General features: G+C 60.7%; 22 protein-coding genes and 1 tRNA gene. 12 read left to right on the plus strand and 11 right to left on the minus strand.

The genetic code is table 11. The features are described from left to right. The first annotated feature begins 309 nt into the window (after positions 1–309). Complete coding sequence (locus WBP53_RS07105; protein WP_423927345.1) at positions 310–897, plus strand: hypothetical protein; 588 nt, start codon at positions 310–312, stop codon at positions 895–897. Between the two features lie 81 nt (positions 898–978). Continuing rightward, positions 979–1,899 (plus strand): branched-chain amino acid transaminase, encoded by a 921-nt coding sequence (locus WBP53_RS07110; protein ID WP_423927347.1) that lies wholly within the window; start codon positions 979–981, stop codon positions 1,897–1,899. 9 nt (positions 1,900–1,908) lie between these two features. Here the strand turns inward: WBP53_RS07110 and WBP53_RS07115 are convergent, their stop codons facing one another. The 4 genes from WBP53_RS07115 to WBP53_RS07130 all read right to left on the minus strand — a co-directional run bounded on the left by WBP53_RS07115 (position 1,909) and on the right by WBP53_RS07130 (position 5,484). Next, positions 1,909–3,204, minus strand: coding sequence for a sensor histidine kinase (locus tag WBP53_RS07115; RefSeq protein ID WP_423927349.1), 1,296 nt, complete (start codon positions 3,202–3,204; stop codon positions 1,909–1,911). Further along, positions 3,188–3,874, minus strand: coding sequence for a response regulator transcription factor (locus WBP53_RS07120; RefSeq protein WP_423927351.1), 687 nt, complete (start codon positions 3,872–3,874; stop codon positions 3,188–3,190). The genes WBP53_RS07115 and WBP53_RS07120 overlap by 17 nt, the downstream gene beginning before the upstream one ends. 475 nt (positions 3,875–4,349) lie before the next feature. Further along, complete coding sequence (gene rimK / locus WBP53_RS07125; protein WP_423927353.1) at positions 4,350–5,240, minus strand: 30S ribosomal protein S6--L-glutamate ligase; 891 nt, start codon at positions 5,238–5,240, stop codon at positions 4,350–4,352. Positions 5,241–5,410: 170 nt separating this feature from the next. Then, positions 5,411–5,484 (minus strand) — tRNA-Gly (locus WBP53_RS07130). A gap of 215 nt (positions 5,485–5,699) precedes the next feature. Between WBP53_RS07130 and WBP53_RS07135 the strand changes: the two genes are divergently transcribed. The 5 genes from WBP53_RS07135 to WBP53_RS07155 all read left to right on the plus strand — a co-directional run bounded on the left by WBP53_RS07135 (position 5,700) and on the right by WBP53_RS07155 (position 11,914). Then, positions 5,700–8,045 (plus strand): DUF6600 domain-containing protein, encoded by a 2,346-nt coding sequence (locus tag WBP53_RS07135; RefSeq protein WP_423927355.1) that lies wholly within the window; start codon positions 5,700–5,702, stop codon positions 8,043–8,045. A 156-nt stretch (positions 8,046–8,201) separates the two neighbouring features. Continuing rightward, positions 8,202–8,402 carry a sulfur carrier protein ThiS gene (thiS, locus tag WBP53_RS07140; RefSeq protein WP_423927357.1) on the plus strand — a complete coding sequence of 67 codons (201 nt, stop codon included), beginning with the start codon at positions 8,202–8,204 and terminating at the stop codon, positions 8,400–8,402. A gap of 95 nt (positions 8,403–8,497) precedes the next feature. Further along, positions 8,498–9,289: a thiazole synthase gene (locus tag WBP53_RS07145; protein WP_423927359.1), complete on the plus strand. Its 792-nt coding sequence runs from the start codon at positions 8,498–8,500 to the stop codon at positions 9,287–9,289. A 5-nt stretch (positions 9,290–9,294) separates the two neighbouring features. Continuing rightward, a complete protein-coding gene (gene trmB, locus WBP53_RS07150) occupies positions 9,295–10,011 on the plus strand; it encodes a tRNA (guanosine(46)-N7)-methyltransferase TrmB (protein ID WP_423927361.1) in 717 nt (238 codons plus the stop codon). A gap of 52 nt (positions 10,012–10,063) precedes the next feature. Next, positions 10,064–11,914 carry an SLC13 family permease gene (locus WBP53_RS07155; RefSeq protein ID WP_423927363.1) on the plus strand — a complete coding sequence of 617 codons (1,851 nt, stop codon included), beginning with the start codon at positions 10,064–10,066 and terminating at the stop codon, positions 11,912–11,914. A 395-nt stretch (positions 11,915–12,309) separates the two neighbouring features. Here WBP53_RS07155 and WBP53_RS07160 read toward each other — a convergent pair whose 3' ends face one another. The 3 genes from WBP53_RS07160 to WBP53_RS07170 all read right to left on the minus strand — a co-directional run bounded on the left by WBP53_RS07160 (position 12,310) and on the right by WBP53_RS07170 (position 15,133). Beyond that, complete coding sequence (locus WBP53_RS07160; RefSeq protein ID WP_423927365.1) at positions 12,310–14,214, minus strand: M56 family metallopeptidase; 1,905 nt, start codon at positions 14,212–14,214, stop codon at positions 12,310–12,312. Next, on the minus strand, positions 14,211–14,615 hold the full coding sequence (locus WBP53_RS07165; protein ID WP_423927367.1) for a BlaI/MecI/CopY family transcriptional regulator: 405 nt from the start codon (positions 14,613–14,615) through the stop codon (positions 14,211–14,213). Before WBP53_RS07165 ends, WBP53_RS07160 begins: the two co-directional genes overlap by 4 nt. A gap of 188 nt (positions 14,616–14,803) precedes the next feature. After that, positions 14,804–15,133, minus strand: a complete 330-nt coding sequence (locus WBP53_RS07170; protein ID WP_423927369.1) for a Rieske (2Fe-2S) protein — start codon at positions 15,131–15,133, stop codon at positions 14,804–14,806. 356 nt (positions 15,134–15,489) lie between these two features. Here WBP53_RS07170 and WBP53_RS07175 point away from each other — a divergent pair, with 356 nt between their 5' ends. Both WBP53_RS07175 and yedA read left to right on the plus strand, forming a co-directional pair. Further along, positions 15,490–15,804: a hypothetical protein gene (locus WBP53_RS07175; RefSeq protein WP_423927371.1), complete on the plus strand. Its 315-nt coding sequence runs from the start codon at positions 15,490–15,492 to the stop codon at positions 15,802–15,804. Positions 15,805–15,901: 97 nt separating this feature from the next. After that, on the plus strand, positions 15,902–16,828 hold the full coding sequence (gene yedA, locus WBP53_RS07180) for a drug/metabolite exporter YedA (RefSeq protein WP_423927373.1): 927 nt from the start codon (positions 15,902–15,904) through the stop codon (positions 16,826–16,828). A gap of 91 nt (positions 16,829–16,919) precedes the next feature. Here the strand turns inward: yedA and WBP53_RS07185 are convergent, their stop codons facing one another. The 4 genes from WBP53_RS07185 to WBP53_RS07200 all read right to left on the minus strand — a co-directional run bounded on the left by WBP53_RS07185 (position 16,920) and on the right by WBP53_RS07200 (position 21,421). Beyond that, positions 16,920–18,236 carry an ABC transporter permease gene (locus WBP53_RS07185; protein ID WP_423927375.1) on the minus strand — a complete coding sequence of 439 codons (1,317 nt, stop codon included), beginning with the start codon at positions 18,234–18,236 and terminating at the stop codon, positions 16,920–16,922. 10 nt (positions 18,237–18,246) lie between these two features. Continuing rightward, positions 18,247–19,410: an ABC transporter permease gene (locus WBP53_RS07190; protein WP_423927377.1), complete on the minus strand. Its 1,164-nt coding sequence runs from the start codon at positions 19,408–19,410 to the stop codon at positions 18,247–18,249. A gap of 16 nt (positions 19,411–19,426) precedes the next feature. Further along, entirely contained in the window at positions 19,427–20,113 is a 687-nt protein-coding gene (locus WBP53_RS07195; protein ID WP_423927379.1) for an ABC transporter ATP-binding protein, read from the minus strand. Between the two features lie 78 nt (positions 20,114–20,191). Then, positions 20,192–21,421 carry an efflux RND transporter periplasmic adaptor subunit gene (locus WBP53_RS07200; protein ID WP_423927381.1) on the minus strand — a complete coding sequence of 410 codons (1,230 nt, stop codon included), beginning with the start codon at positions 21,419–21,421 and terminating at the stop codon, positions 20,192–20,194. 349 nt (positions 21,422–21,770) lie between these two features. On the opposite strand from WBP53_RS07200, the gene WBP53_RS07205 reads away from it, so the two are divergent. The 3 genes from WBP53_RS07205 to WBP53_RS07215 all read left to right on the plus strand — a co-directional run. Then, positions 21,771–22,457: a fumarylacetoacetate hydrolase family protein gene (locus WBP53_RS07205; protein ID WP_423927382.1), complete on the plus strand. Its 687-nt coding sequence runs from the start codon at positions 21,771–21,773 to the stop codon at positions 22,455–22,457. 196 nt (positions 22,458–22,653) lie between these two features. Beyond that, positions 22,654–23,052 carry a large-conductance mechanosensitive channel protein MscL gene (gene mscL, locus WBP53_RS07210; protein ID WP_423927384.1) on the plus strand — a complete coding sequence of 133 codons (399 nt, stop codon included), beginning with the start codon at positions 22,654–22,656 and terminating at the stop codon, positions 23,050–23,052. 111 nt (positions 23,053–23,163) lie between these two features. Then, positions 23,164–24,368: M28 family peptidase (locus WBP53_RS07215; protein ID WP_423927386.1), on the plus strand; the 1,205-nt coding region annotated here is incomplete at its 3' end.

Here is a 24,368-nt window from a genome sequence, read left to right on the forward strand (position 1 = left end):
AACTGCTCCTGCGTTGCTGGCATACCGGCCATCCATGGCCATCGCCAGCAACTGCTCCTGCGTTGCTGGCATACCGGCCATCCATGGCCATAAAGCAGAAGGCCCGCTCAGTGGCGGGCCTTCTGCGTGTGTATGGTGTGTAACCCTCAGTGCACGCGATGCCCGGATGTGGTGCGCGCATTATTATTCGTGCCCTCGATCGGAGCAGTCATGGCGGGGTTCGAACGGATAGAGACAGTGAACATGTGCAGCACTACATCAGATCGAGATGAACATGACAAGCCCGTTTCTTGCGAGAAATACTTGCACATGAAACCAGCACTCCTTCTGATTCTTCTGCTCGGCTCGTTCTCTGTGGCCGACGCGCAGGATGCGAACATCCATCGCTGCATCGGCGCCAACGGTGAACCCACCTTCAGCGACCAGAAGTGCGCCCAGTCCGGCTTGGCCGTGGCCCCATCCAAGCCCGCGACGTCGGCGAATGTTCTCGATCCCACTCTGCTGCCTTCAATCAGCCTGCCGACCGTCACGCAGACCTGCCCGACTTCGGCCGAGGACTTGCGTGACCGGGTCGTCGCCAACTTCGGATCGGGAAGCGGGGTTGGATTGTCCGGACTCTTCCTCTGGGATGGGTTCGGCCAAGGCTCGTCCATGGCCCCATTGAAAGAGTTGGCTATCATGCTCGGCGAGCCACTGATCTCCATCGAACTGGACGCCTACGCCGATGTTGCCGACGTGGTCCACAGTCCACGGTCACGTGTCCGCTCGACCGGTCCCATATCGCATGAACTGGTCATCAGGACCATGGCGGAACAGGAGCGCCGGGTGCCCTACGAAGCCGTCAGGCGATTCGAGATGACCGAAAACCTGGGCTGTTGGTGGCTGCGCCTGCCTTGATCGGACCGGGATGGCGCACTCGTGTTCGCGGCGCATGATCCCGCCGGTTATCATTGGCGGCTCACGATCAAGGAATCCGACATGGCTGCGACCTACCCCGAGTTCATCTGGCAGAACGGCAAGATCAAGCCCTGGGCGGAAGCGACCGTCCATGTGATGGCGCATGCGCTTCACTATGGCTCCTCGGTTTTCGAGGGAATCCGCAGCTACGAGACACCCAACGGCCCGGCAATCTTCCGTCTGACAGACCATCTCAAGCGCCTTTACCTGTCGGCCAAGATCTACGACATCGTCATCCCCTACACGATCGACGAGCTCGCCGCAGCCTGCCGTGAAGTGGTCATCAAGAACGGCCTGACCAAGGCCTACCTGCGACCAGTGGCATTCCGCGGCCTGGGTGGTTTCGGCTTGTCCGCCGATACACCGACCGATGTCGCCGTGGCAACCTGGGAGATGGGCCCCTACCTCGGACCTGATGTGCTCGAGAAGGGAATCGATGCCTGCGTTTCGAGCTGGAACCGGATGGCCCCGAACACGGTACCGACCGGTGCCAAGGCCGGAGGCAACTATCTTTCCGGACAATTGATTGCTCGCGAAGCGCGTCGACTCGGTTTTGGCGAAGGTATCGCCCTGGCATCCACCGGCCTGCTCAGCGAAGGCGCTGGCGAAAATCTTTTCCTCGTTTTCGATGGCCAGTTGCACACGACGCCAGCGAGCGCGGCCATCCTCAACGGCATCACCCGACATACACTGATCACGCTGGCTCGCGAGCAAGGCATCGAGGTCGTCGAACGCGACATGCCGCGTGAATACCTCTACATGGCAGACGAGATCCTGATGTGCGGAACCGCGGCTGAGGTCACACCGATCCGCTCGGTAGATGGCAAGCCTGTCGGCAGCGGCATGGCCGGACCCCTGACACGCAAGTTGCAGGCACTGTACTTCGGCCTGTTCACCGGCGAGACCCAGGATCGCTGGAACTGGCTCGACCCGGTAGCCTGATCGCTCGATTCAACCGATAGGACGATAGTCGAACTGCAGGGTCGCCACGGCGCCGCCCTGCGGTCGTGGCGCAAGGGTGACGTTCCAGCCATACAGCTCGCAAAGTCGGCGAACGATGGCCAGACCAAGTCCCGCACCCTTGACCAGTGTGGTACCACGCTCACCACGCTCGAAAAGACGCTCGGCATCTTCGGCTGCAATACCGGGGCCGGTATCCTCCACGGCCACGCGGCCATGCCCGATGATCACGCAGACCTCGCCCGTCTGCGTGTATTTGAATGCATTGCTGATCAGGTTGGTCAGAGCCACGGCGACCACGGACGAAGGCGCCGCCGTCAGCAGCGGCTCTTCAATTTCGAGCCTGACCTCTACCGGCTTGTTGCCGAGATGCGGTCGACTGATATCGATGACCTGTTCGGCCACCTGGGCGACGTCGGTGGTTTCGCCATCTGTGGGACCCTGACGTTCGCTGCGCGAGAGCAACAGCAGGGCATCGGTCAACTCGGTGGACTGGCGGACTGCACGTTCGATCCTGCGCAAGCGCTCCTGCGCTTTCTCAGGAAGCGCCTGGCCCATCATCAATTCTGTCGTCGATGCAATCACCGCCAGGGGCGTGCGCAATTCGTGGCTGACGTCGGCGTTGAATTCCCGATCGCGCTCGACAAGATGGGTCAATCGCTCGGAATAGTCATCAAGCGCCAATGCCAACTGACCGACTTCGTCGTCAGCGAATCGAGGCGCCATCGGCGTGTAGGTTCCGGACTTGCGCAACTCACGCAAGCGTCCAGCCAGTTCCGTGACCGGGCTCATTACCCGCGAGGACAGCCACAGGCCCATGACCAGCGACAGCAGGGCGAACACAAGCACGGTAATGACGAGAACGACGAGCAACTGACGCTCGGTCAGCTTTTGTGAAGCCTGGTCAAAACGCAGGTAGGCCCAGAAATCGTCGTCCTTGTAGACCGCCAGCTTGTATGAGCGCGTTTGCCCGGACGCATCGAGGTCATCAATGTCATAGACGCCTGAATCGAAGGACTGCCAGGCAAAGGGAACCGTAGCGGTGCGCCCGGCGCGCACGATCTGCGCTTCGAACAGCGACATGCTCCAGCGTGCATCCGGTTGCGGAAACTCACGCTTGAAATCAACGAAATGGACAAGTTCGCGGGTAAGGGTCTCGTTGATGATCTGATCTTCCATGCGCACGCGCAGGTAGATCGTCGCCGCAGCGAAGAGCGCAGTCAGGCCGAGGCCGAACAGCGCAAACGAGATGATTATCCGACTGCGGAGCCTACGCCGGTACTGCATCCGGATCGACCATGACGTAGCCAATGCCGTGACGAGTCTGAATAAGCGGCTTGTCGAAAGGCTTGTCGATCGCGGCACGCAACCCGTGAATGTGCACGCGCAATGAATCGCTGTCGGGCAGTTCCTCGCCCCACACGCGGGTTTCCAACTCCTGGCGGGTTGCCACGGACGGCGCCTTGTCCATCAGGGCTTGCAGCAACTTGAGTCCGATCGGATTGAGCTGGATGGATTTCCCGGCGCGAATCACGATCAGCGTATCGAGGTTGTAGCTGAGATCAGCCAGCTTGAGCACGCGGCTCTTGATGCCCTTGCCGCGTCGTCCAAGCACTTCGATGCGGGCAGCGAGCTCCTGCAACGCGAAAGGCTTGACCATGTAGTCGTCGGCTCCGGAATCGAAACCGGTCAGTTTCTGCTCCAGGGCATCACGCGCCGTGAGCATCAGCACCGGGGTCTGACGCCGGGCTTCCTGGCGCAGCTTGCGGCAGACTTCGAGACCATCCATGCCAGGCAAACTCAGGTCGAGCACGATGGCATCGAATTCGTTGACCACGGCGAGATGAAGTCCGGTGACGCCGTCACCCGCGAAATCGACCACGTGGCCACGATCGGCGAGGAAATCACCAATGTTTGCAGCGATATCGCTGTTGTCTTCTATGACGAGGATGCGCATGAGGTCCCTAGCTTAACTCGGATGTTCACAAAATGATGCCGGAGCAGAATGGATTCTTCATGGAGTTTCTGCCGATGGAATCTGCCCCGGACTCCAATTCCCGTGTCGGGAAACCGGTCTGAGTCGTCGCGCGCCGTCAACGCCGGCGAGAACCGGGGAAGACCCAGGAACTAAGTACCGAATGTGGAAATCCGAGGATTCAATGGGGAGGGGTCGCAAGCAACACGAATAAAATAGCCCAAGGAGGTGCCTTTGGGGGAACACACCTCGCTTGGGCCAAAGAAGCTACTGCCCCGATTACCGTAATCTGCCTGTGACCTGACCTTACGTTAGGAGTGTCGAGCAGAACCTACAGTGAGCGGGACTATAGGCAGCAGGAGCTTAAATGGAGGTTAAGCGCCCCTCATTCTTCTGTTAACCCTAATAATCATCCAATTGCGCGATCGCGCGCCCCCCTGTCCTGGTCGACGCCTGCTCACGTCAAGGGCGTTCCGCCTGCACCGGCTTCGACCTGGGCCATGATGATTCCGGCGATATCCAGTCCGGTCGCCTCCTCGATACCTTCGAGTCCGGGCGATGCATTGACTTCCAGTACCAGCGGCCCGCGCTTCGAACGCAGCAGGTCCACCCCGGCCACCCCGAGCCCCATGATGGCTGCGGCACGCAACGCCACCGTTTTCTCCTGTTCGGTCAGCTCGACACAACTGGCCTTGCCGCCACGATGCAGGTTGGCGCGAAAGTCACCTTCCGGGGCCTGCCGATGCATGGCCGCAGCCACTTCGCCACCCACGACGAAACAGCGCAGGTCGCCACCTCCGGCTTCTCCGATGAATTCCTGCACGACAAAATTTGCGTACAAGCCGCGAAACGCCTCGATCATGCCCTGTGAAGACGAGCGCTTCTCGGCGAGAAGTACCCCCTGCCCTTGTGCGCCTTCGTTGAGCTTGATTACATGTGGCGGATCACCCAGCATCTGGAGCAGGTCGGCGGTATCGTCGGGGTAGTCTCCGAACACCGTTATCGGCAAGTCGATACCTTCGCGCGCGAGCATCTGCAGTGATCGCAACTTGTCTCGCGCACGCAACACGGCATCGGAACTGTTCGGCGTGTAAACGCCCATCATCTCGAACTGGCGCAGCACGGCGGTCCCGTAGAAAGTGACCGACGATCCGATCCGCGGAATCACGGCATCAAACCCTTCAAGCACGCTGCCCTTGTAGTGCATCTCGAACTGGCCGCAAGAAATGCGCATGTAGCAACGCAAGGGATCGAGCACGCGCACGACATGCCCCCTGCTCCGACCGGCTTCCACCAGTCGTTTGGTCGAGTACAGTGACGCGTTGCGTGAGATAATCGCAATCTTCATGGGAATTCCGAATAGGCCGGGGTTTGCGAAGTGCCGGCTGTGAGGTAGACGAATCGTTGGAAAGCGAACTTGCGTCAATGCCGCGGGCGCCGTCGGAGGACGGGGCACTGCATGGCAGGGTGCGAGCCCGATGATGGGCGTAAATCCTGGGCGGCCAGGGCCTCGAGCAGTGGAGCGGGTGAAGGGAATCGAACCCTCGTCAGTTGCTTGGGAAGCAACAGCTCTACCATTGAGCTACACCCGCACGGGGAACAGATTATCCACGTGCTCGCGCGGCCGGCAAGCGTTCCCGGCAAAGAGAACCTGTTTCGACACCCAGTCGCGTGGCCACCGGACATGCGTCGGCGCCAGGAGGGTTTTCCCATGGACGGTTCTCGTTCAGGCTGGATACGTTCAGATAGACGTGCCGAAATCAGTTCGCCATTGCGTTCTGGTGTTTCGGATCTACCGGAGACCGCCATGTCGATTTTACGCCCCACGTTGCCAGTTCCCTGGCTTGTCGTTTCCATGATCGCCCTGCTTGGCATGAGCAGCCATGTACTCGCCGATCCGCCTATGCGGGTAGCCAGGACCAGCTATGTCAGCGGAGAGGTCAGCATGCAGCCCGCCGGACTGGATGAATGGACCCAGGCCTTGGTCAACCGCCCCTTGAGCACGGGTGATGCGCTGTATCTCGACCGGGCGTCGCTGGCCGAACTGGATATCGGCGCGGCATCAATTCGCATCAACGAACGTACATCGCTGCGCATTCTCGACCTCGATGACCAGCGCGCACAAATTGAACTGACCGCGGGAACGCTGAGCCTGACCGTGCGTAATGTCTACGAAGGTCAGTATTACGAAATCGATACACCGACCCTGGCCTTCGTTGCAGAACAGCCAGGCGTCTATCGCGTGGATATCTCCCCGACCGGCGATTCGACCATGATCTCGGTTATCGACGGCAACGGCATTGTCTACGGTCGCGACAACGCGAGTTACAGCGTCGATGATGGCCGCTCCTACCGCTTCTACGATTCCTCGCTGGACGACTATCAGGTACTCGGCCTGCCAGAGCAGGACGACTTCGATCGTTGGTGCCTGCAACGTGCACAGCGTTACGACCAGTCACAATCGCGCCGCTATGTCTCTGAAGATGTCATCGGCTATTCCGACCTGGATGAGTACGGTTCCTGGGGCACGGCAGCGACTTATGGATCGATCTGGTACCCGACTCGCGTCGATGCCGGTTGGGCGCCATACCGCAACGGTCATTGGGCATGGATTGATCCCTGGGGCTGGACCTGGGTCGACAACTCTCCATGGGGCTTCGCACCATTTCACTATGGTCGCTGGGCCTATGTCGGCTCGCGTTGGGGCTGGGTGCCCGGGCCGCGTCGAGTGCGTCCCGTCTATGCACCCGCACTGGTCGCATTTGTCGGCGGCGGCGGCTTCGGCGTAGGCATCTCTACCGGCCCGGTGGGCTGGTTCCCGCTTGGCCCGCGCGATGTATACGTGCCTTGGTACCAGGGCTCCCGGAACTATTTCAACAACATCAACGTGCGCAACACGACGATCATCAACAACACCTACATCACCAACGTGTACAACGACTACTCGCGCGGACGCCCGATCACCAACGGCAACTACGCCTACCGCAACAACGACAGTGCGTACACGGCGGTGCCACGTGATGCATTCGTCAACGCCCAGTCGGTAGAGCGTGCGCGAGTGCGGGTGAATCGCTCGGAACTCCAGCAGGCCCAGGTCGTCAGCCGGATGCAGATCGCGCCTACCGCGCGCAGCTTCGCCGGCGGCAGTGCTGCGCGCGGCAATGGCGGGGCACGGGTACGCACGGCTGACTTCGATCGTTCGGTGATTGCGCGTACGGCTCCGCCGGCTCGCAAGCCCGATGCACAAGCACGCATTCAGGCGATCTCCCGCAACGAAAACCAGCCGCTTGCCGCGAACGAGATGCGAGAGCTGTCCGCACGCAAGCCGCGCACCAGCGAAAAGGGAGGTGCTCGGGTGCAGGTCGTTGGAAACAGTCGCGACGTCGGCGCGCGTGCCAAGCCCTTGCCGGCAACGAGTCCTGCGCAGGCCCAGGGCCGCCCGACACGCACGGCTGCCGGTCGCAATCCGGCGAGCCCGGAACCCGCCCGCAAACCTGTCGCTACCGAGGTGAAGGATCGCCCCGTTCCATCCAGACCGACTCCACAACCACGTCCGGTAGCCGATGGCACCAAGGGCAGCGATTTCTCGCCAAATCGCGAGAAGCCTGCCCAGCGCACCAACCCTGCACCCGCACCTCGCAGTGAGGTCCCTGCACGAGCACCTGTCCAGCAGAAAGTGGTGACCAGCCCGCGCAGCAAACCCGTCGGGACCGTGCGTGAGCAGCCGGCGCAGCCTCCTCAGGCACAAGGCCGAAGCAATACGCAGCCCAAACCCGCAACACGCTACGAGCCGGCACAACGCGTGCCACAGCCATCCAAGCCGCGCGAAGTGGAGCAGCGTCCGACTGTGCAGCCGCGTCAGGTCCAGAAACAGCCTGCCACGCCTCAGCCACAGAAGCGCGAAGTGCAACCGCGTCAGGTACAGACGCAACCCGCTCCGCCTGTACAGAAGCGTGAGGTGCAGACGCGACCGACCCCGCAGCCACGCCAGATACAGCAACAACCTGCTCCACAACCACAGCAAGGTCGGCAGGCCCAGCCACAACGGCCACCCGCTCAGGCTGCTCCCCAACGTCAGGAGCGCAAGCCATCCAAGTCCGATTCGGACGACGACAACGACAGCAAGAACGAGCGCAAGCAGCGCGGCAACTAGTCACGCGCATACCTGACGACACCTATGTAGAACACCCAACAACGCCACGGCCTGCCGTGGCGTTGTTGCATTCACACCGGCTTGCCCTCCTTTGACAATGATCCGGCAGACTGTCTGCCGGTGTTGCAACGCAGCCATCGACGCTAGAATGCAGGCATGAAAATCACCCTGAATGGCGACGAGCAGGAAATTGGCGAGGAAATGTCCTTGCTCGAGCTGCTTGAATCGTCGGGTTTTCGAGGAAAACGGGTCGCGGTCGAAATCAATCGCCAGATCGTGCCACGCAGTCTGCATGCCGAACGCCGTATCAATGCCGGTGATCGGGTAGAGATCGTTCACGCGATTGGCGGAGGCTGATCCAGGTCGAATGCGATTACCCGCTTCCGATTTCTCATTGAGCCACCCTGCTCTGCCTGAATTCGCAACCACTCCTGAACCTGATGAATGACGCAATGAACCACTCCGACAACGACACGCTCGTGATCGCCGGCCGGCACTACCGCTCGCGCCTGTTGACCGGCACCGGGAAGTTCAAGGACCTGGAAGAAACCCGACTTGCGACAGAGGCTGCCGGAGCTGAAATCGTCACTGTGGCAATTCGCCGAACCAATATCGGCCAGCATCCCGATCAGCCGAACCTGCTTGATGTGCTGCCGCCCGAACGCTACACCATTCTTCCGAACACAGCGGGTTGCTACACGGCCGACGATGCGGTCCGCACCTTGCAACTGGCACGCGAGCTGCTCGATGGACACAAGCTGGTCAAGCTCGAAGTACTCGGTGACCAGAAAACTCTTTTCCCGGACATGATCCAGACCCTGGATGCCGCAGAGCGTCTGGTTGCGGATGGCTTCGACGTCATGGTCTACACCACCGATGATCCGCTGCTTGCACGACGACTCGAAGAAATCGGCTGCGTCGCGATCATGCCACTGGCTGCACCGATTGGTTCCGGCCTTGGCATTCAGAACCGCTACAACCTCATGGAGATCGTCGAGAACGCCAAGGTGCCGGTATTGGTGGACGCCGGCGTGGGCACTGCATCGGATGCCTCGATCGCGATGGAACTCGGCTGCGATGGCGTACTGATGAATACCGCGATTGCCGGCGCACGCGATCCGGTATTGATGGCACACGCAATGAAGCTGGCGATCCAGTCCGGAAGGGCGGCATTCCGTGCCGGACGCATCCCGCGCAAGCGCTATGCATCCGCATCCAGTCCGATCGACGGCACGATCGGCTAGAAAGAATGACCGACCCCCGTCACGCCAGCCGCCCTCCTGAATCGCAGCAGCCTGGTCGCCGTGTGCGCAGCTTCGTGCTGCGTCAGGGGCGGATCACGCCGGCGCAGCAACAGGCCTTCGATTCACATTGGTCGCGCTTCGGTCTCGATTTTGCACCTGCGCAAGTCGACCTCGCTGCGCTGTTCCCGAAGTCCGCGCCTGTGGTGCTGGAGATCGGCTTCGGCAATGGCGAACAGTTGCTGCATGCGGGAATCCACGAGCCGGACAAGAATTTCATCGGCATCGAGGTCCACCGCCCAGGTGTCGGGCGCCTGATGAATGGCCTTGCCGAAGCGGACATCGACAATGTCCGCATCAGCAACCACGACGCCGTAGAAGTGCTGGAGAAGCAGATTCCTGTGGCGTCGCTGGCGGAGGTTCGCATCTATTTTCCAGATCCCTGGCCAAAGAAACGCCACCACAAGCGCCGCCTGATCCAGCCAGAGTTCGTCAAGTTTCTTGCCACGCGCGTAGCCGCTGGTGGAATGCTTCACCTGGCCACCGATTGGGCCGAGTACGCCGAACACATGCTCGAAGTGCTCGATTCGAGCAGGGAATGGCGCAACCGGGCCGGTCTCGGGTCATACTCTCCGGCACCAGCATGGCGCATCAACACGCACTTCGAGAAACGTGGCGTCAAGTTGGGACACGGAGTGTGGGACCTGATCCATGAAAAAATCTGAGACTGCACTCCCTCCGCCTGCAAGTTTGCTCCTGGGATCATAGATCAGCGCAATGGACATGAGCCTGACCTTGACCACCGACATGGCCCTCGTTCTTGGCCTGCTGGTTTTCACTGTGATCATGCTCGTGCTGGAATGGGTGCGCGGCGACCTTGTCGCGCTGCTGGTCATCGTCGTCATCGGCGTTACCGGACTGATGCCGGTCGAACAGCTCTTCGACGGATTTGCCGGCAATGCCGTGATGTCCCTGATCGCCGTCATGATCATGGGTGCAGGTCTCGACCGCACCGGGCTGCTCGGCAAGGCGGCGTCGTTCATCCTTCGACTGGCTGGCGGTGTCGAAACGCGCGTCTCGCACCTGGTCAATGCCATGGTCGGCAGCATGTCGGCGATCATGCAGAGCCAGGCGCTGGCGACGCTGTTCATGCCCGTTGTCAGCCGACTCAGTTCACGTACCGGCATCCCCCTGAAGCGGCTGCTGCTGCCGATGGCCTGCTGCATCCTGGCTGGCACCAACATCACGATGATCTCGAATTCGCCGCTGATCCTGCTCAACGATCTGGTCGCCAGCGCGAATCGCAATCTTCCTCCCGGTGCGCAGAGCATCGAGCCTTTCGAACTGTTCGCCATTGCTCCGATCGGCATCCCCTTGCTGCTGGTGGGTCTCGGCTACTTTGCCATTCTCACGCCACGGCTCTGGCCCAGCGAAGAAGAGAAGCAGAAAGTCACGCCCGGCCGCACTGAAACCTACTTTGCCGAAATGTACGGGATCGACGGCGAGGTGATGGAACTGACTGTGACAGCCGAGAGCCCCATGGTCGGCATGAGCGTTGTCGAAGCCGAGCGGCTGCATGGCGCGCCGCTGATCCTGGCCCTGAAGACGGGCAACGAGGCGCGTCTCGCACCACCCGCCGATCAGATGATCTGGGTCGGCAGCGTGCTCGGCGTGCTCGGCAAGCGCGAGGAAATCAACGAATTCGCCAACAATCAGTTGTGCCGCGTGCAATCTCGCCTGCGCAACTTCGGAGACATGTTCAACCCTACCCGCGCCGGTATTTCCGAAGTGGTGATCGCTCCCAACTCTCGCTGGATCAAGCAGCTGGTTGGAGACCTGCGCCTGCGCAAGCGGTTTGGTGTCAGCGTGCTTGCAGTCACTCGAGGCGAACAGGTATTTCGTGAAGACGTGCGCGAAGTTTCACTGCGGCCAGGCGATACGCTCGTATTGCACAGCCTGTGGCGGGATCTGACCCTGGCCGCCGAATCTCGCGACTTTGTCGTCGTCACCGACTATCCGCAGGAAGAACAGCGTCCGAGCAAGATCTGGCATGCCGTGATCTTCTTCGCCCTGGCAATGGGGCTGGGCCTGTTTACCGACCTGAAGCTGGCGGTAGCCATGTTGGTGGGTGCGGTCGGCATGCTGCTGGCCGGCGTACTGAGCATGGATGAGGCGTACCACGCCATCAACTGGAAGACCATTTTCATTCTGGCCTGCCTGATTCCGCTGGGCGCTGCCCTGGACTCGACGGGTACGGCCGCATGGATGGCGCAGGAAGTGATGGTCTACCTGGGCGACTTGCCCCAATGGGTCATCCAGGCCTTCATCGCCATTCTTGCGTTGGGCTTTTCCCAGGTCATCTCGAACGTGGGCGCAGCCGTGATGATGGTGCCGATGGCAATCAACATCGCACTCGCATCCGGCGGCAATCCGGCTGCCTATGCGTTGATTGTCGCCATCTCGACATCGAATACATTCCTTCTGCCCAGTGCAAATCCGGTTCTGCTCGTCATCGCCGGCCCGGGCGGATACAAGACCAGGGATTTCCTCAAGGTTGGCCTGCCACTGACCGTGCTGATTCTCGCGACGACCCTGATTTCGGTCAATCTGGTCTTCAATCGCAGCTGAGCTCGATTCAAACGACGCATTGGCAACGACCGGCTGCGCACCGGAACCCCAGTCCGATTTCGGCTTGCCCACACAGGCGGAGCCCGGACCCGGGCATGCTGGTGGATCTCCGCAGAGGATACTTTCAGCCCCGGAATTCCGGGGCGACATGGAACACGCCCATCACGCCACAAAGGCGACTGGTCTGGAGTTGGCTGAATCCGCCACCGAAACGAGACCACAGGCGCGACTATCAAGGTTCTGGCCATGATTCGCCCTGGTGCCAGATGCCCGGGGAAACGGGTTAGGCGCTATTCGCCAATTCTCGACGGCCGCCCGGCATCATGGTCAGCGCCAGCAGAGACTGTCGCTGACGAACCTTCATGGTGACGCTGCAATACCGCGACCTTCCGCAATCAGAGCGTACCTCCACCGAGCACGATCGTATGCGCCGAAGTTTCCACTCGAGGCTCCGCGTTCATTGCGATACTGCCGGCGTCATACGGGCGACACACCCTCGAACCGGTTTGCACCACGCACGCACCATCGATCTCGCTGTCCAGCGCATCAATGTCATCGGTTCTTGATGTTGCCGCTGCGCGCTCTTCAGCCTTGAACGCCAACCCGGTTCCACGTCCAGGCCTGCACAGATGCGAGCCGGTGGGGGTTATGCAACCGTCACTGTCCTCTTCACCAAGTGCACGCGATGCGCTGACGAATTCGAAGTCCTGCCGGAAACTCTTGCCGCTCTTGTCGGAAACGCTTTTTGGATCAAATTTCCATTGACGCAAGGCGTTTCTGGCAGCGACGGCAAACGCACCCTGGACATCGCCTGAAACGCTGCGAATGTTGCGCACCCGTCCGCCGCGGTCGATGGAAAATTCAAAGCCCACCTTGGCATACGACCCGCTCCTGCCATTGTCGGGATAGTCGGGCGGGACCTGGTGCAGCAGCACTGGAGCGTTTGATGCAACGGCAGCTGGGGTCGGGTCAACGCCCGGTGACTTGGGTTCCAGGTCGGCGATGCCGGGCAGCGCCAGTGGCTCGGCACCGATGTGCTCGCCAGCCGGAATCGCTGGCGTCAGGACAGGCAGGCTGACCAGCACGTCGACCGGTGCGGGCGGCGTGCGCGTGGTGCGTGCTTCGCCAACTACGTCTGCTGATGGCTGTTCTTGAAGAATCGGCGCGATGGAGACGGGTGCCCTGATGGCCGCAAATTCCATTGCTTGCTCGCTCGGGCTGAATGCTATGCCCACTGGAGCGAGCGACACGCGAAATGGCGTCGGCTGGTCAAACACATCGGCTGATGCCGCAGTATCGGTTGGCGGCACCATGATGGCGGCGAAAATTGCAATCGCACAACCAGCAACCACACCCCAGACGACCGCCAGCGAACTGCGACTGCCCTTGCGCGGTCTTGACGCGCCAACGATGCGGCGCACGCGATCGAGCAACATGCCCCCTGATGCCGCCACGGCGAGCTGCGGCGATACCTGCCGGACATCTTCCAGGGCCGCCAGCGTACGCGCGTACTCGCTGGGCTCGCTGTCAGTCAGGCTCAACACAAGGTTGTCACAACAGATCTCGCGCTCGTGCCGGACTTCCCTTGAAATCCAGTGCACAACCGGGTGATAGAAGAGCAGGGTTTCGACAACCGCCTGCGCCAGATTGACCAGGTGATCGAGGCGACGCAGGTGACCGAGCTCATGAGCAAGGATCAACTCGAGTTGCTGGCGCGGAAATCCGATCACGACCGCTGCCGGAAGCAGGATTACCGGCTTGAACCAGCCAATCAAGGTGGGCGTATCGATGAACCTCGAAACCAGGACGCGCGTTCCGTGCATGCCACCAAAGCGGTCGGCAACGCGAAGCAGAAGCGCTTCCATATCAGTCTGCCGATAGGCCAGCTGCGTGGCGATGTGATCCAGTGCTCGCCACTGGTGGACAGCGCGACCGATCATGACGATGACGCCCAGCACCCAGACCAGTACGAGCACAGGCAAGAGCTCACTAAGGCCTGCATCCGATTCCAGTGCAGTCATCATTGCCGCGACGGGTTCGGCCGTGGTCACCGACGTGCCGATGCTGCTTGCCAGAATCTCATGTTGCGGACGCATGACCCAGAGGGTCAGAAGCGGACTCAAGGCCAACACTGCAAGCGACAGCAGACCGACTGCGTAGCGCAGGGAGCTGTGCTCGCGCGCGATAAGATTTCGCGCGACCGCGAACAACAACCCGACGAGCAATCCCTGCCAGACAAAGTGCAACAGGCTCCAGCCCAGCACTTCCACCCAAGCCAATGCTTCGCCGGGAATCGTCATGACTTCTTGCCTGACTCGATGCTGTCGAGCAATGCGCGGATCTCGTCCAGTTCCTTGCGGCTTGCCTTTGGCTGGCCACCGAGTGCCTGCAGCACCAGTTGCGATGGCGAGCCATCAAACACGCGCTGAACCATGTCGCTGACAAATCGGCGCTGGTTGATCTGCTTGCTGATGGCTGCACGATAGACATGCGCACGTTGCGAGTCATCGCGCTCAACCAGTCCCTTCGCGTGCATGATCTGCAGCATTTTCAGCGAGGTCGTGTAGCCGGTGCCGTCATCACGATAGTGGGCCTCGTGCAGTTCACGCACCGTCATGTCACCGTGCTCCCACAGCACATTCAGGATACCGAGCTCGGCCTCGGTCGGTTTTGGGGTCGTCGGTTTGGTCTTGCCGCGCATGCAAACCTCTGCTCTGCTGATCTAGCGAAATTGCGGTCGCGGCATTGGCACTTTGTATAGGCTACCGACGCAAACGATCCACGGTCCACATCGAGCCTAGTCATTTGTTCCTTTTCTGTCAACGACATGCATCGTAGTTATGCATGCGCGGCCGCCCTGACTCTCGCCTTTTACTCGGCCGTTCCGGCTCAGCCCGTCACGACCTTGCCGGATTCGACACGCACCGGAACGCGGACAAGCCCGTTGCTGCAAGGCCCCGACAGACAGTCACCGGAATCGACGGAAAACATGGCTCCGTGGGCCGCGCACATGATGGCTCCGTCCCTGACCAGAAACTTGCCCGGCACATAATCGAGGTTGCGCCCCTGATGCGGACATTCGTTGTGATAGGCAAATACCCGGTCACCCGTGCGCAGCAGGATGACCTGAAACCCACCGGTCGCGGAATCGATGCGCACGGAAATGGCCCCCGAATCGGGTATTTCCTCCAGCTGGCACAGGACACGGGATTCGTTCATCTGGATGTCGCCCGGACAATTCGCAATGGGCGAGGATGATCGCGCCGTGGATAGGTGGCAAGCGCAAGGCCAGGAAAACCGACTATGGCGGTCCAAGGGAACGACAGGTGGCGCTGCGATTCCAGCGACGCCCAGGCGTGGATCGCTCCCGCGGAAAATCGGGCGAATGGCACTCAAATGGCTTGGCGGGGGCTAACTGCTGCGATTTCATCGCCGGCATGGCAATTTCGACCGAACTGGCGGCTTATTCGGACCACTACACTTGCGAGACCGGGGCACAGCCCCAAGAATAACCCTCCCGGGTTCGTTCAAACTGCGAATTCCGGGATGATTCCGTTGCCCAGCGAGATAGAAGCATGTTTATCCTCCGCTCCAGCCTGCGCCCGCGCAACCCGGTAGCCCGCCTGATTGGCTGGATCCTGGGCCTGCTAGCCGTGGTCGGAGTCATTGCACTCGGATTCTTCGCGTTCGTCGCTATCCTTGTCATTGGTGCCATTTGGATGCTGGTCAACACGCTGCGCGGAAAGCACAAGGGTCCCGCTCGATCTGCGCCTACCACGCCCGAAAACGGGATCATTGACGGCGAATTCATCGTGGTGCGTGAATCCGAGCGGCGCACACGCGTGGAACCACCAGCGAGTTCGTCGACCCACGCGAATCGCGGCCCCTGACCGCAGGCTCCATTCCCTGAACTGAAACTGGTACTGGTGGGCATCCGCGGATTGATGGACGCTGTCAGCCCGGATCGCCCGCACGCTCCATGCCGCCATGAACAAGCCAGATCCCCCTGCTATCGACCAGGCGCCAGCAAGCATGCCTGTCTGGCAGTCGCCAGGGCTGCTGGTGCCCCTGGCCCTGCTCGCCGTCTACATCATCTGGGGCTCGACCTATTTCGCGATCCGCGTTGCCCTCGAAAGCTGGCCGCCGTTCCTGCTGGGTGCCGTCCGCTTCCTGATTGCGGGCACCCTGCTCTATGCCTGGTTGCGCTTGCGTGGCAGCGCTCCACCCACTCGCCATCAATGGTTCAACGCGGCAGTTACTGGCACGCTGCTGCTGGGTGTGGGCAATGGCCTGGTCTGCTTTGCAGAGCAAACCGTCGCTTCGGGCCTGGCCGCGATTGCAGTTGCCAGCATGCCCCTGTTCGCGGCCGCTTTCGGCGCCATGTACCGGGACTGGCCCAGCCGCCTCGAATGGCTGGGACTGGCGATCGGATTCGCCGGTGTGATCCTGCTCAACATGGGAGCAGGCATGACCGGAGCTCCGATCGGGGCGATCGCCCTGATCGTGGCAGCGACCGCCTGGGCCTTCGGCTCGGTCTGGAGCCGCCGCCGCGACATGCCACCCGCCTCGATGAACACTGCAGCGCAAATGATCAGCGGCGGCACCGCGTTGAGTGTTGTCGCGATCCTGATGGGTGAGCGTCTGCCCCACGATCCGACCACGCCTGCCCTGCTGGCGATGCTCTATCTGATCGTGTTCGGATCCCTGATCGCCTTTACCGCCTATCTGTACCTGCTCAGGAATGTCCGTGCCGTGCTGGCAACCAGCTACGCCTACGTCAACCCGCCGGTTGCCGTTCTGCTCGGCGTCCTCTTCATCGGAGAAGTCGTACGGGGCAGCGACCTGATCGCGATGGCCGTGATCCTGGTGGGTGTGGCAATGATTACCCTCGGGAAGGTGAAGAAGCGAGAGTAGGAAGTGAGGCGTTGGCAGTAGTTGTCCTTGTCCACGAGGGAGAAGGAAGGGCCATTTGCATTCCCCACTCCCTATTCTCGACTCCCCATTCCTATGACTCCCGCAACGCCGTCGTCACTGGCAGCCGCGCTGCGCGAACCGCAGGCAACATGCCGCCCACGAAACCGATCGCGAGTGCCCATTTGATACCGGTCCAGAGAAGGGCCGGCGAAACCTGGAACTGAAACACCACCTGGCTGAAATTCGAGCCCAGGGTCGAGACCGTGTAGTTGTTGAACAGTAGCCAGGCAATGAACGCTCCGAGCAGCCCACCCAGCAAGGCCAGCAACATGGTTTCCAGCATCACCGACACGACTACGGGCGGCGAGCGAAACCCGATTGCACGCAAAGTGGCGATTTCGCGGGCACGTGTGGCCACGGCGGCATACATCGAGTTGAGTGCGCCAAAGATCGCACCGATAGCCATGATCGTTGCAATCGTGATGCCGACGATCCGGATAACCTTGCTCAACCCTTCAGACTGCGCGGTGTAATAGTCGAGCGTGGTCTTGGCCTCGACTTTCAGCCGCGGATCACTGGCCAGCCCCGCTTTCAGCATGTCCAGCGATTCGGGCGATATGAGTCGCACCGTGACCGACTGAAAGCCCTGACGCCGGTAAGCGGATGAAACGGTATCCACGTCACCCTGCAGCTCGGATTCGTGCGCGTCGCCGGATTCGAATACTCCGGTGATTGTCCATTGCTGGTTATTCAGGTTGATCGTCGATCCGGTCCCCAGACCGGCAAACTGCTGATGGGCACCCTTGCCTACGATCATCTCGCGCAGGCCCGGCGTGTACTTGCGACCTTCGATGATCTTCATGTTCGGGCGCAGCGACCAGACTTGCGGACCGACGCCACGAACTTCGACATTGGCATCGGTGCCGGTCGACTTTTTCGGCAGATTGGCCACCACGACCAGCTCGGATGAGATGATCGGCTTGCCCTCGGCATCACGCAGAATGCCCGGTTGCTGGGCAATCAGGGTGGCATCGTCGCGGGAAACGCCCGAGCTGAGCTCGTTGGACGCACCGCCGCGCATGATGATGGCGGTTTCGGTATCTCCAGTGCTTTGCAGGGTTTTCTGCAATCCATCACCCATGGCCAGCAAGGCCACCAGCACGCCGACAACACCTGCAATGCCGATCACGATGACTGACGAGGCGCCGAGACGCTGGCGCAAGGTTGAAACACCGACCCAGGTAACGGCCGCGGCCTGGCGACCGATGCGGGTCAGCAGCATCCACAGCGCCAGCAGCACGACAATACCGACAAGGGCCGGAAACGGCAGCACGACCCAGAGCATCACCGACACGATGATGACCAGCAGCATGCCTAGGCCGGAAAAAAATGACTTGAGCTTCTTCATTCGATTCTCCCTAACGTCCAGCCAGCGCATCGACAATGTTCAGTCGCATCGCACGCATCGCAGGCAGCACGCCAACCAGCACGCCGATTGCGATCATCATCGCCAGCCCGATTGCCCAGGTAGCAGCTCCAACCGGAGGCATCTGCAGCATGCCGCCGCTGGCCGTGCTGATCATCGGCAACAGAATCGATACAAGGCCGAGGCCAAGTATTCCGCCAATCATGACCAGCAGGATGGCCTCGCCGAATACCAGGCCAAGCACGCTGAGATCGGAAAAACCCATTGTCTTGAGTGTCGCCAGTTCCGGAATGCGTTCGCGCACCGCCTGCGCCATCGTGTTGCCGGTCAACAACAGCAAGGTGAAGAACACCGCGCCCATGATCGCACTGACGATCAGACCGATATCGCCCATCTGCTTGGCAAACGAAAGATTGAATGCCTGTTCGGTCTGAGTCCTGGTTTCGTGATCCGAATTCTCTGAAATCGCATCAATCGCCTTTGCAATTTCATCGGACTTGTCCGGGTCCTCGACCTGGACGATGAACCAGCCCACTTCGTGAGCTCCGTAGCTGTTGGCTTCGTCGAAGTAATCCCATCGAAACAGCAACTGTTGCTCGGCTCCACGCATTTTCTCGTCTCTGGCCTTGAACATGCCGACGATGTCGAAACTCCAGTTCGTGTCGCCAGTAGCCTTGTTCGGGTAAATCGCTCCGGTGACAGGAACCTTGTCTCCGATTTTCCAGCCCCAGCGCTTGGCAAGGGTTTCGCCGACCAACGCGCCGGTTCGCGTTTTGCGGAATGCCTCCATATGTTCGGGCGACACTTCAAACTCGGGATAGATCTCGAAGTAGTCTGGATTGATAGCGATGTTGAACATCTGGTTCTTCTGGTCCTGGTAGTAGCCGCCAAACCAGTTCGCCCAGGTCAGGTTCTTCACGCCCGGCGTCGAGCGGATACGCGGAATCAGGCTTTGCGGCAAGCCCTGGATGATCGAGTACTTCGAACTCACGACCATACGGTCCACGCCGGCAGCATCGCTGCCCGAATTGAATGCGACGCGAACGCCATCGAGCAGGCCGAACAGCAGGAAAGCAGCCATCACAGACATCAATGTCAACACCGTGCGTGTCTTGCGGCGGAACAGTGCCGCCCAGATCAGGTGAAAATATTTCATCGTTCAGTCCTCCGCCTCAAGCGGCTGCTTGCTCGACCAGAGTGCCCTTGTCCAGATGCAAGGTATGCGTGGCGTACTCGGCTGCCTTCGGATCATGGGTGACCATGATGATGGTCTTGCCGTGCTCGCGATTGAGCTGCTGCAACAGCCCCAGAACTTCTTCCGCCGACTGACGATCGAGATCGCCGGTCGGCTCATCGCAAACAAGCAGGTTCGGATCGGAAACAATGGCGCGGGCGATGGCCACGCGCTGTTGCTGACCACCGGAGAGTTCGTTCGGCTTGTGGCTGCCACGATCGGACAAGCCAACGAGCTGCAGTGCAATCGATGCATTGCGCTTGCGCTCAGCCGCGGAGAGTCTGGTCAGCAGCAGCGGCACTTCCACGTTCTTCTGCGCCGACAGCATCGGCAGCAGGTTGTAAAACTGGAAGATGAAGCCGACATTGGCCGCGCGCCACTTGGCCAGCGCGCCACTACCGAGTTGATCGATACGCTGGCTACCAACACTCAACGAACCGCCGCTGGGCGAATCGAGTCCTCCAATCAGATTGAGCAGGGTGGTCTTGCCGGAGCCTGACGGGCCCATCAGGGCAAGGAAATCGCCCTGCTCGATATCGAGATCGATGTTGTGCAACACCTCGACTTTCTGCTTGCCGCGCTCGTAGACCTTGCTGACATCGCGGATTTCAACAATGTTGGACATGACCTTCTCCTGCTGGGTTTTCGATTTCCTGACGATGCCCCGGCAATGGCGCACCGCCAGTCCGCTGCTCGCTGGCAGCTATTTTTTCAGTTGGATGCGTGAGCCGTCGGTCATGTCCGCCGGAGGATCGCGTACCACAGCGACACCGTTGGCGAGGCCTTCGACTAGTCGCAGTTCGCCCATGTTCTGGCCCGGCATGACCGCCTGTTGCTTGACCCGGTCGCCTTCGATCCTGAAGACGACGCTGCGTCCATCACGCTGTACGAGAGCACTGGGCGGCAACAGCACGCCCTTGGGCGCCTCGGCGGGCGCAGGACTGTTCGACTGTTCTTCCATGAAGGAAACCCGCGCACCCATGTCAGGCAGTACGCGGGGATCCTTCTGCTCGAGGCCGACACGCACCTTGACGGTGGCCTTACCGCGATCAGCGGTCGGAATGATGGCGATGACCCTGGCCGGGATCGTCCAGTCCTGATAGGCGTCGAGTACGGCCTCGGCGGGTGCACCCGGAGCAACCCGATTGATGTAGGACTCGTTGACATCAACCTCGATCTCCAGCGAGTCCATGTCGACAATGGTGCCTACGCCCGTGCGCGTGAACCCGCCACCAGCCGACAGCGGCGAGATGATCTCGCCCACCTGGGCCGCCTTGGCGATGACTACACCGGAAAATGGCGCGCGCACGATCGTGTAGTCGAGCTGCACCTGCACACTGCGCAGTTGCGCTTCCGACAGATCGACAGCGCGGCGTTGCGAATTGAGCTGCGCGGCAAACGTATCCACTTCGGTCTGTGCGGCTTCAACTGCCTGGGCAGAAACCAGTTTGCGTCCAACCAGGTCCTGTACCCGCACGAGATCGCGCCTTGCCTGTGCCAATTGCACTTCGAACTGGCTGAGCTGCGCGCGCGCCTGGGCCACCTGGGCCCTGGCCTGTGCCAGGCTGGCCTGCTGCGCGGTGTCCTCCAGACGTGCCAGCACCTGACCTTCCTCCACATGCTCGCCTTCTTCGATCAAAACCTCGGACAGCGTGCCGGTGATCTGTGCTGAAACGGTGGCTTGCCTGCGCGCCGTGACATAGCCGGTGGCTTGCAGCACGGCGGCGGATCCGCCGCCCCCCATCGATGGCGCCACGGCACTGACTGAAGTCACCTCGAACGACTGGCCTGATGCCGAAACCCACCACCACGCCGCGCCGGCAGTCAGCAAGGCAACGAGGACAAGGGCGATCATCCACGGCATGCGCGATGGCGGCTCGACCTGGGTCCGGTCGATACGCAACTGATTGAGCAATTCGCCCTGATTCTGCATTCTCTGGTCCTGCTGCCTGCTTGGCCGCTGAGTCTGCCATAGACTGGCCGGGGTTCCGATCCGGAACAAGCGATCGCAATCATGCAAGTGAAGTGACGAATGTCAGGTTGCGGCCGCCTGCACGACTTTTCCGGTCGAGGCAACAATTGGGAAATGCGACGAAATGGGTAACGTTCCATGGATCCTGGCCGCGTACATGGGCCGGAATGCGCAGGAAAAGTGGACCCGCGTCGCCGACTGCCCAGGCACGCCTACCCCGGCTGCGGGGATCAGGGTGAACCCGCGCGAGCTAGCGCACGACGCGCCGTGCGAAAATGGGGGCAGTTGCAGTACGCCGAGGACACCCACCATGACATACGCCATCGCACCGCACGCCAATGCCTGCGTACCCGTCGCCGGAACCGACATGCGCTTTCCAGTTCACCGCATCTATTGCATAGGGCGCAACTACGCCGACCACGCCCATGAAATGGGTTCGGTTGTCGACCGCAAGAATCCCATTTTCTTTGCCAAGCCCGCCGATGCAATCGTCACCAGCAATGGCGACGTACCCTACCCGCCGATGACAAACGAACTTCATCATGAAGTCGAGATGATCGTCGCCCTGGCAACCGGTGGTCGCGACATAGCCGTCGACGACGCACTCGAACACGTCTACGCCTACGGTGTCGGACTCGACCTGACCCGGCGCGACCTGCAATTGATCGCCAAATCGAAGGGCAATCCCTGGGACACCGCCAAGGGCTTCGATTGCTCGGCCCCGGTATCGGATTTGCACCGCGTCCGCGACATCGGACATCCGGACTGCATCGGACTGCGCCTGAGCGTCAACGGGGAAATGCGCCAGCAAACCGAATTGGGCAACATGCTGTTCAGCGTTGCCGAGATCATCCACGAGTTGTCCCGGTTCTACGAGCTGAAGTCAGGCGACCTGATTTTTACAGGTACGCCAGCCGGTGTCGCCCTGCTCAATCGCGGAGATCATTTTCACGCCGAACTTGCCGGGGTGGCGACTCTGGAAGGTCGCATCATCTAGCCGGATGAGAGGACAACTCTCCCGAACCCTGTGAAACAGGCCCCGACAGCACCGCTGGATTCAACCCTGAATACGCTCCAGCCCCCGCTTTCGGTCAAAGTTTGCAAGAAACCCGGCATCACGGCCCGTTGCTGGGTAGAGTGGTCCCTCGGCTGCATTCGCGGTCGTTCGATAGTTATTACTCAAGGAGTCCCTTATGAGCATGATGTCCGAGTTCAAGGCTTTCGCAATGCGCGGCAACGTGGTCGATCTTGCCGTAGGTGTCGTCATTGGTGCCGCATTCGGCAAGATCGTCACCTCGCTGGTCAATGACGTAATCATGCCTCCAATCGGCAACCTGATCGGCGGAGTGGATTTCTCTGCCTACAAATGGGTACTCACGGCAGCCGGAGCCGATGGCAGCGGTGAAGTTGCAATCCAGTACGGCGCATTCATCAACACCATGATCCAGTTCACGATCATCGCTTTTGCGATCTTCCTCGTGGTCAAGGCAATCAACCGCATGAACAAGAAGGAAGAAGCCACCCCGGCCGCTCCGGCTGCCGACGTCGTCCTTCTGACGGAAATCCGCGACTTGCTGAAAGCAGGCAAATAGCGCGAGAACAACTGGCACGGACCGGATGGCCAGGGGATCATGACCTTGGCCACGGTCACTGCCGATGCAGTTCTGGCACCATGCCCGATTGCCCGAACGGACTTCCGAATCATGAAATCGTGTGCAACGCTGGTTCTGGCCCTCCTGTTGTCCAGCTCTGTGACAACTGTTTTCGCCGCCGAAACGCGCATTCCGGCCGCCGCCATCGAGACCGCGACCAGTCTTCGCGAAAAGGCGCTCAAGGATGATGTCGCCTATTCGATCGTCGAGTCCCTGACTACGGAAATCGGGCCTCGCCTGGCTGGCAGCGAAAACGATCTGCGAGCACGCGAATGGATGGTGGCGAAATTCAAGGCGCTGGGCTTCGACAAGGTCTGGAGTGAGCCAGTCAGCTATCCGAAATGGGTACGCCGCAGCGAAAGCGCTGCCATCGTCGCTCCGTATCCGCAGCCCCTCACGGTCAGCGCGCTTGGGGGTTCGGCAGGCACGCCATCCGGCGGCATCAGCGCCGAAGTCATCGCCTTTCCTGACCTCGAATCAATGAAGGCCGCCGCTGACTATACGGTGCGCGGAAAGATCGTCTATATCGCCAACCCGCGCATGCAACCACTGCAGGACGGTCGAGACTATGGCATCGGCGCGGCGGCTCGCGTGATGGGCCCGGAGCTCGCCGAGGGCAAGGGCGCGGTAGCGTTCCTGTTGCGATCCCTGGGATCGGACGGCAATCGGCTCGGGCACACTGGCATGACCCGCTTCTCGAATCCGGACAAGGCCATCCCGGCTGCCGCTCTCTCGAATCCTGATGCCGACCAGCTTGATCGCATCATCAAGCGTGGCGCTCCGGTGAAGGTCCGCCTGTCGCTGGATTGCGGTTTTGAAGGCAGCTACACCGGCGCAAACGTCATCGCCGAGTTCACTGGTAGCCAGCGCCCGCGCGAATACTTCCTGACAGGCGGTCATCTCGACTCCTGGGATGTTGGCACCGGCGCTATCGACGATGCCGCCGGCATTGCCATCACCACGGCCGCGGCGGTCCTGATCAGCCAGTTGCCGGAACGTCCCGCGCGCAGCATTCGCGTCGTCGCGTTCGCCAATGAGGAGTCAGGCTTGTTCGGCGGCAAGGCCTATGCGGCCCAGCACCACCTGGAAATTGACAAGGTCATTCTCGGCGCCGAGTCCGACCTGGGTGCCGACCGCATCTATGCAATGACCGCAACAGTGAAGCCCGAATCACGTGGCGCAATCGCCCAGATCGCAGCGGCGTTGAAACCCTTGGGCATCGAATACGACTCAAGCTTGCCAGGCAGCGGTGGATC

Origin of the sequence: Dokdonella sp., assembly GCF_049593775.1 — a bacterium.
Lineage (GTDB): Bacteria > Pseudomonadota > Gammaproteobacteria > Xanthomonadales > Rhodanobacteraceae > Dokdonella.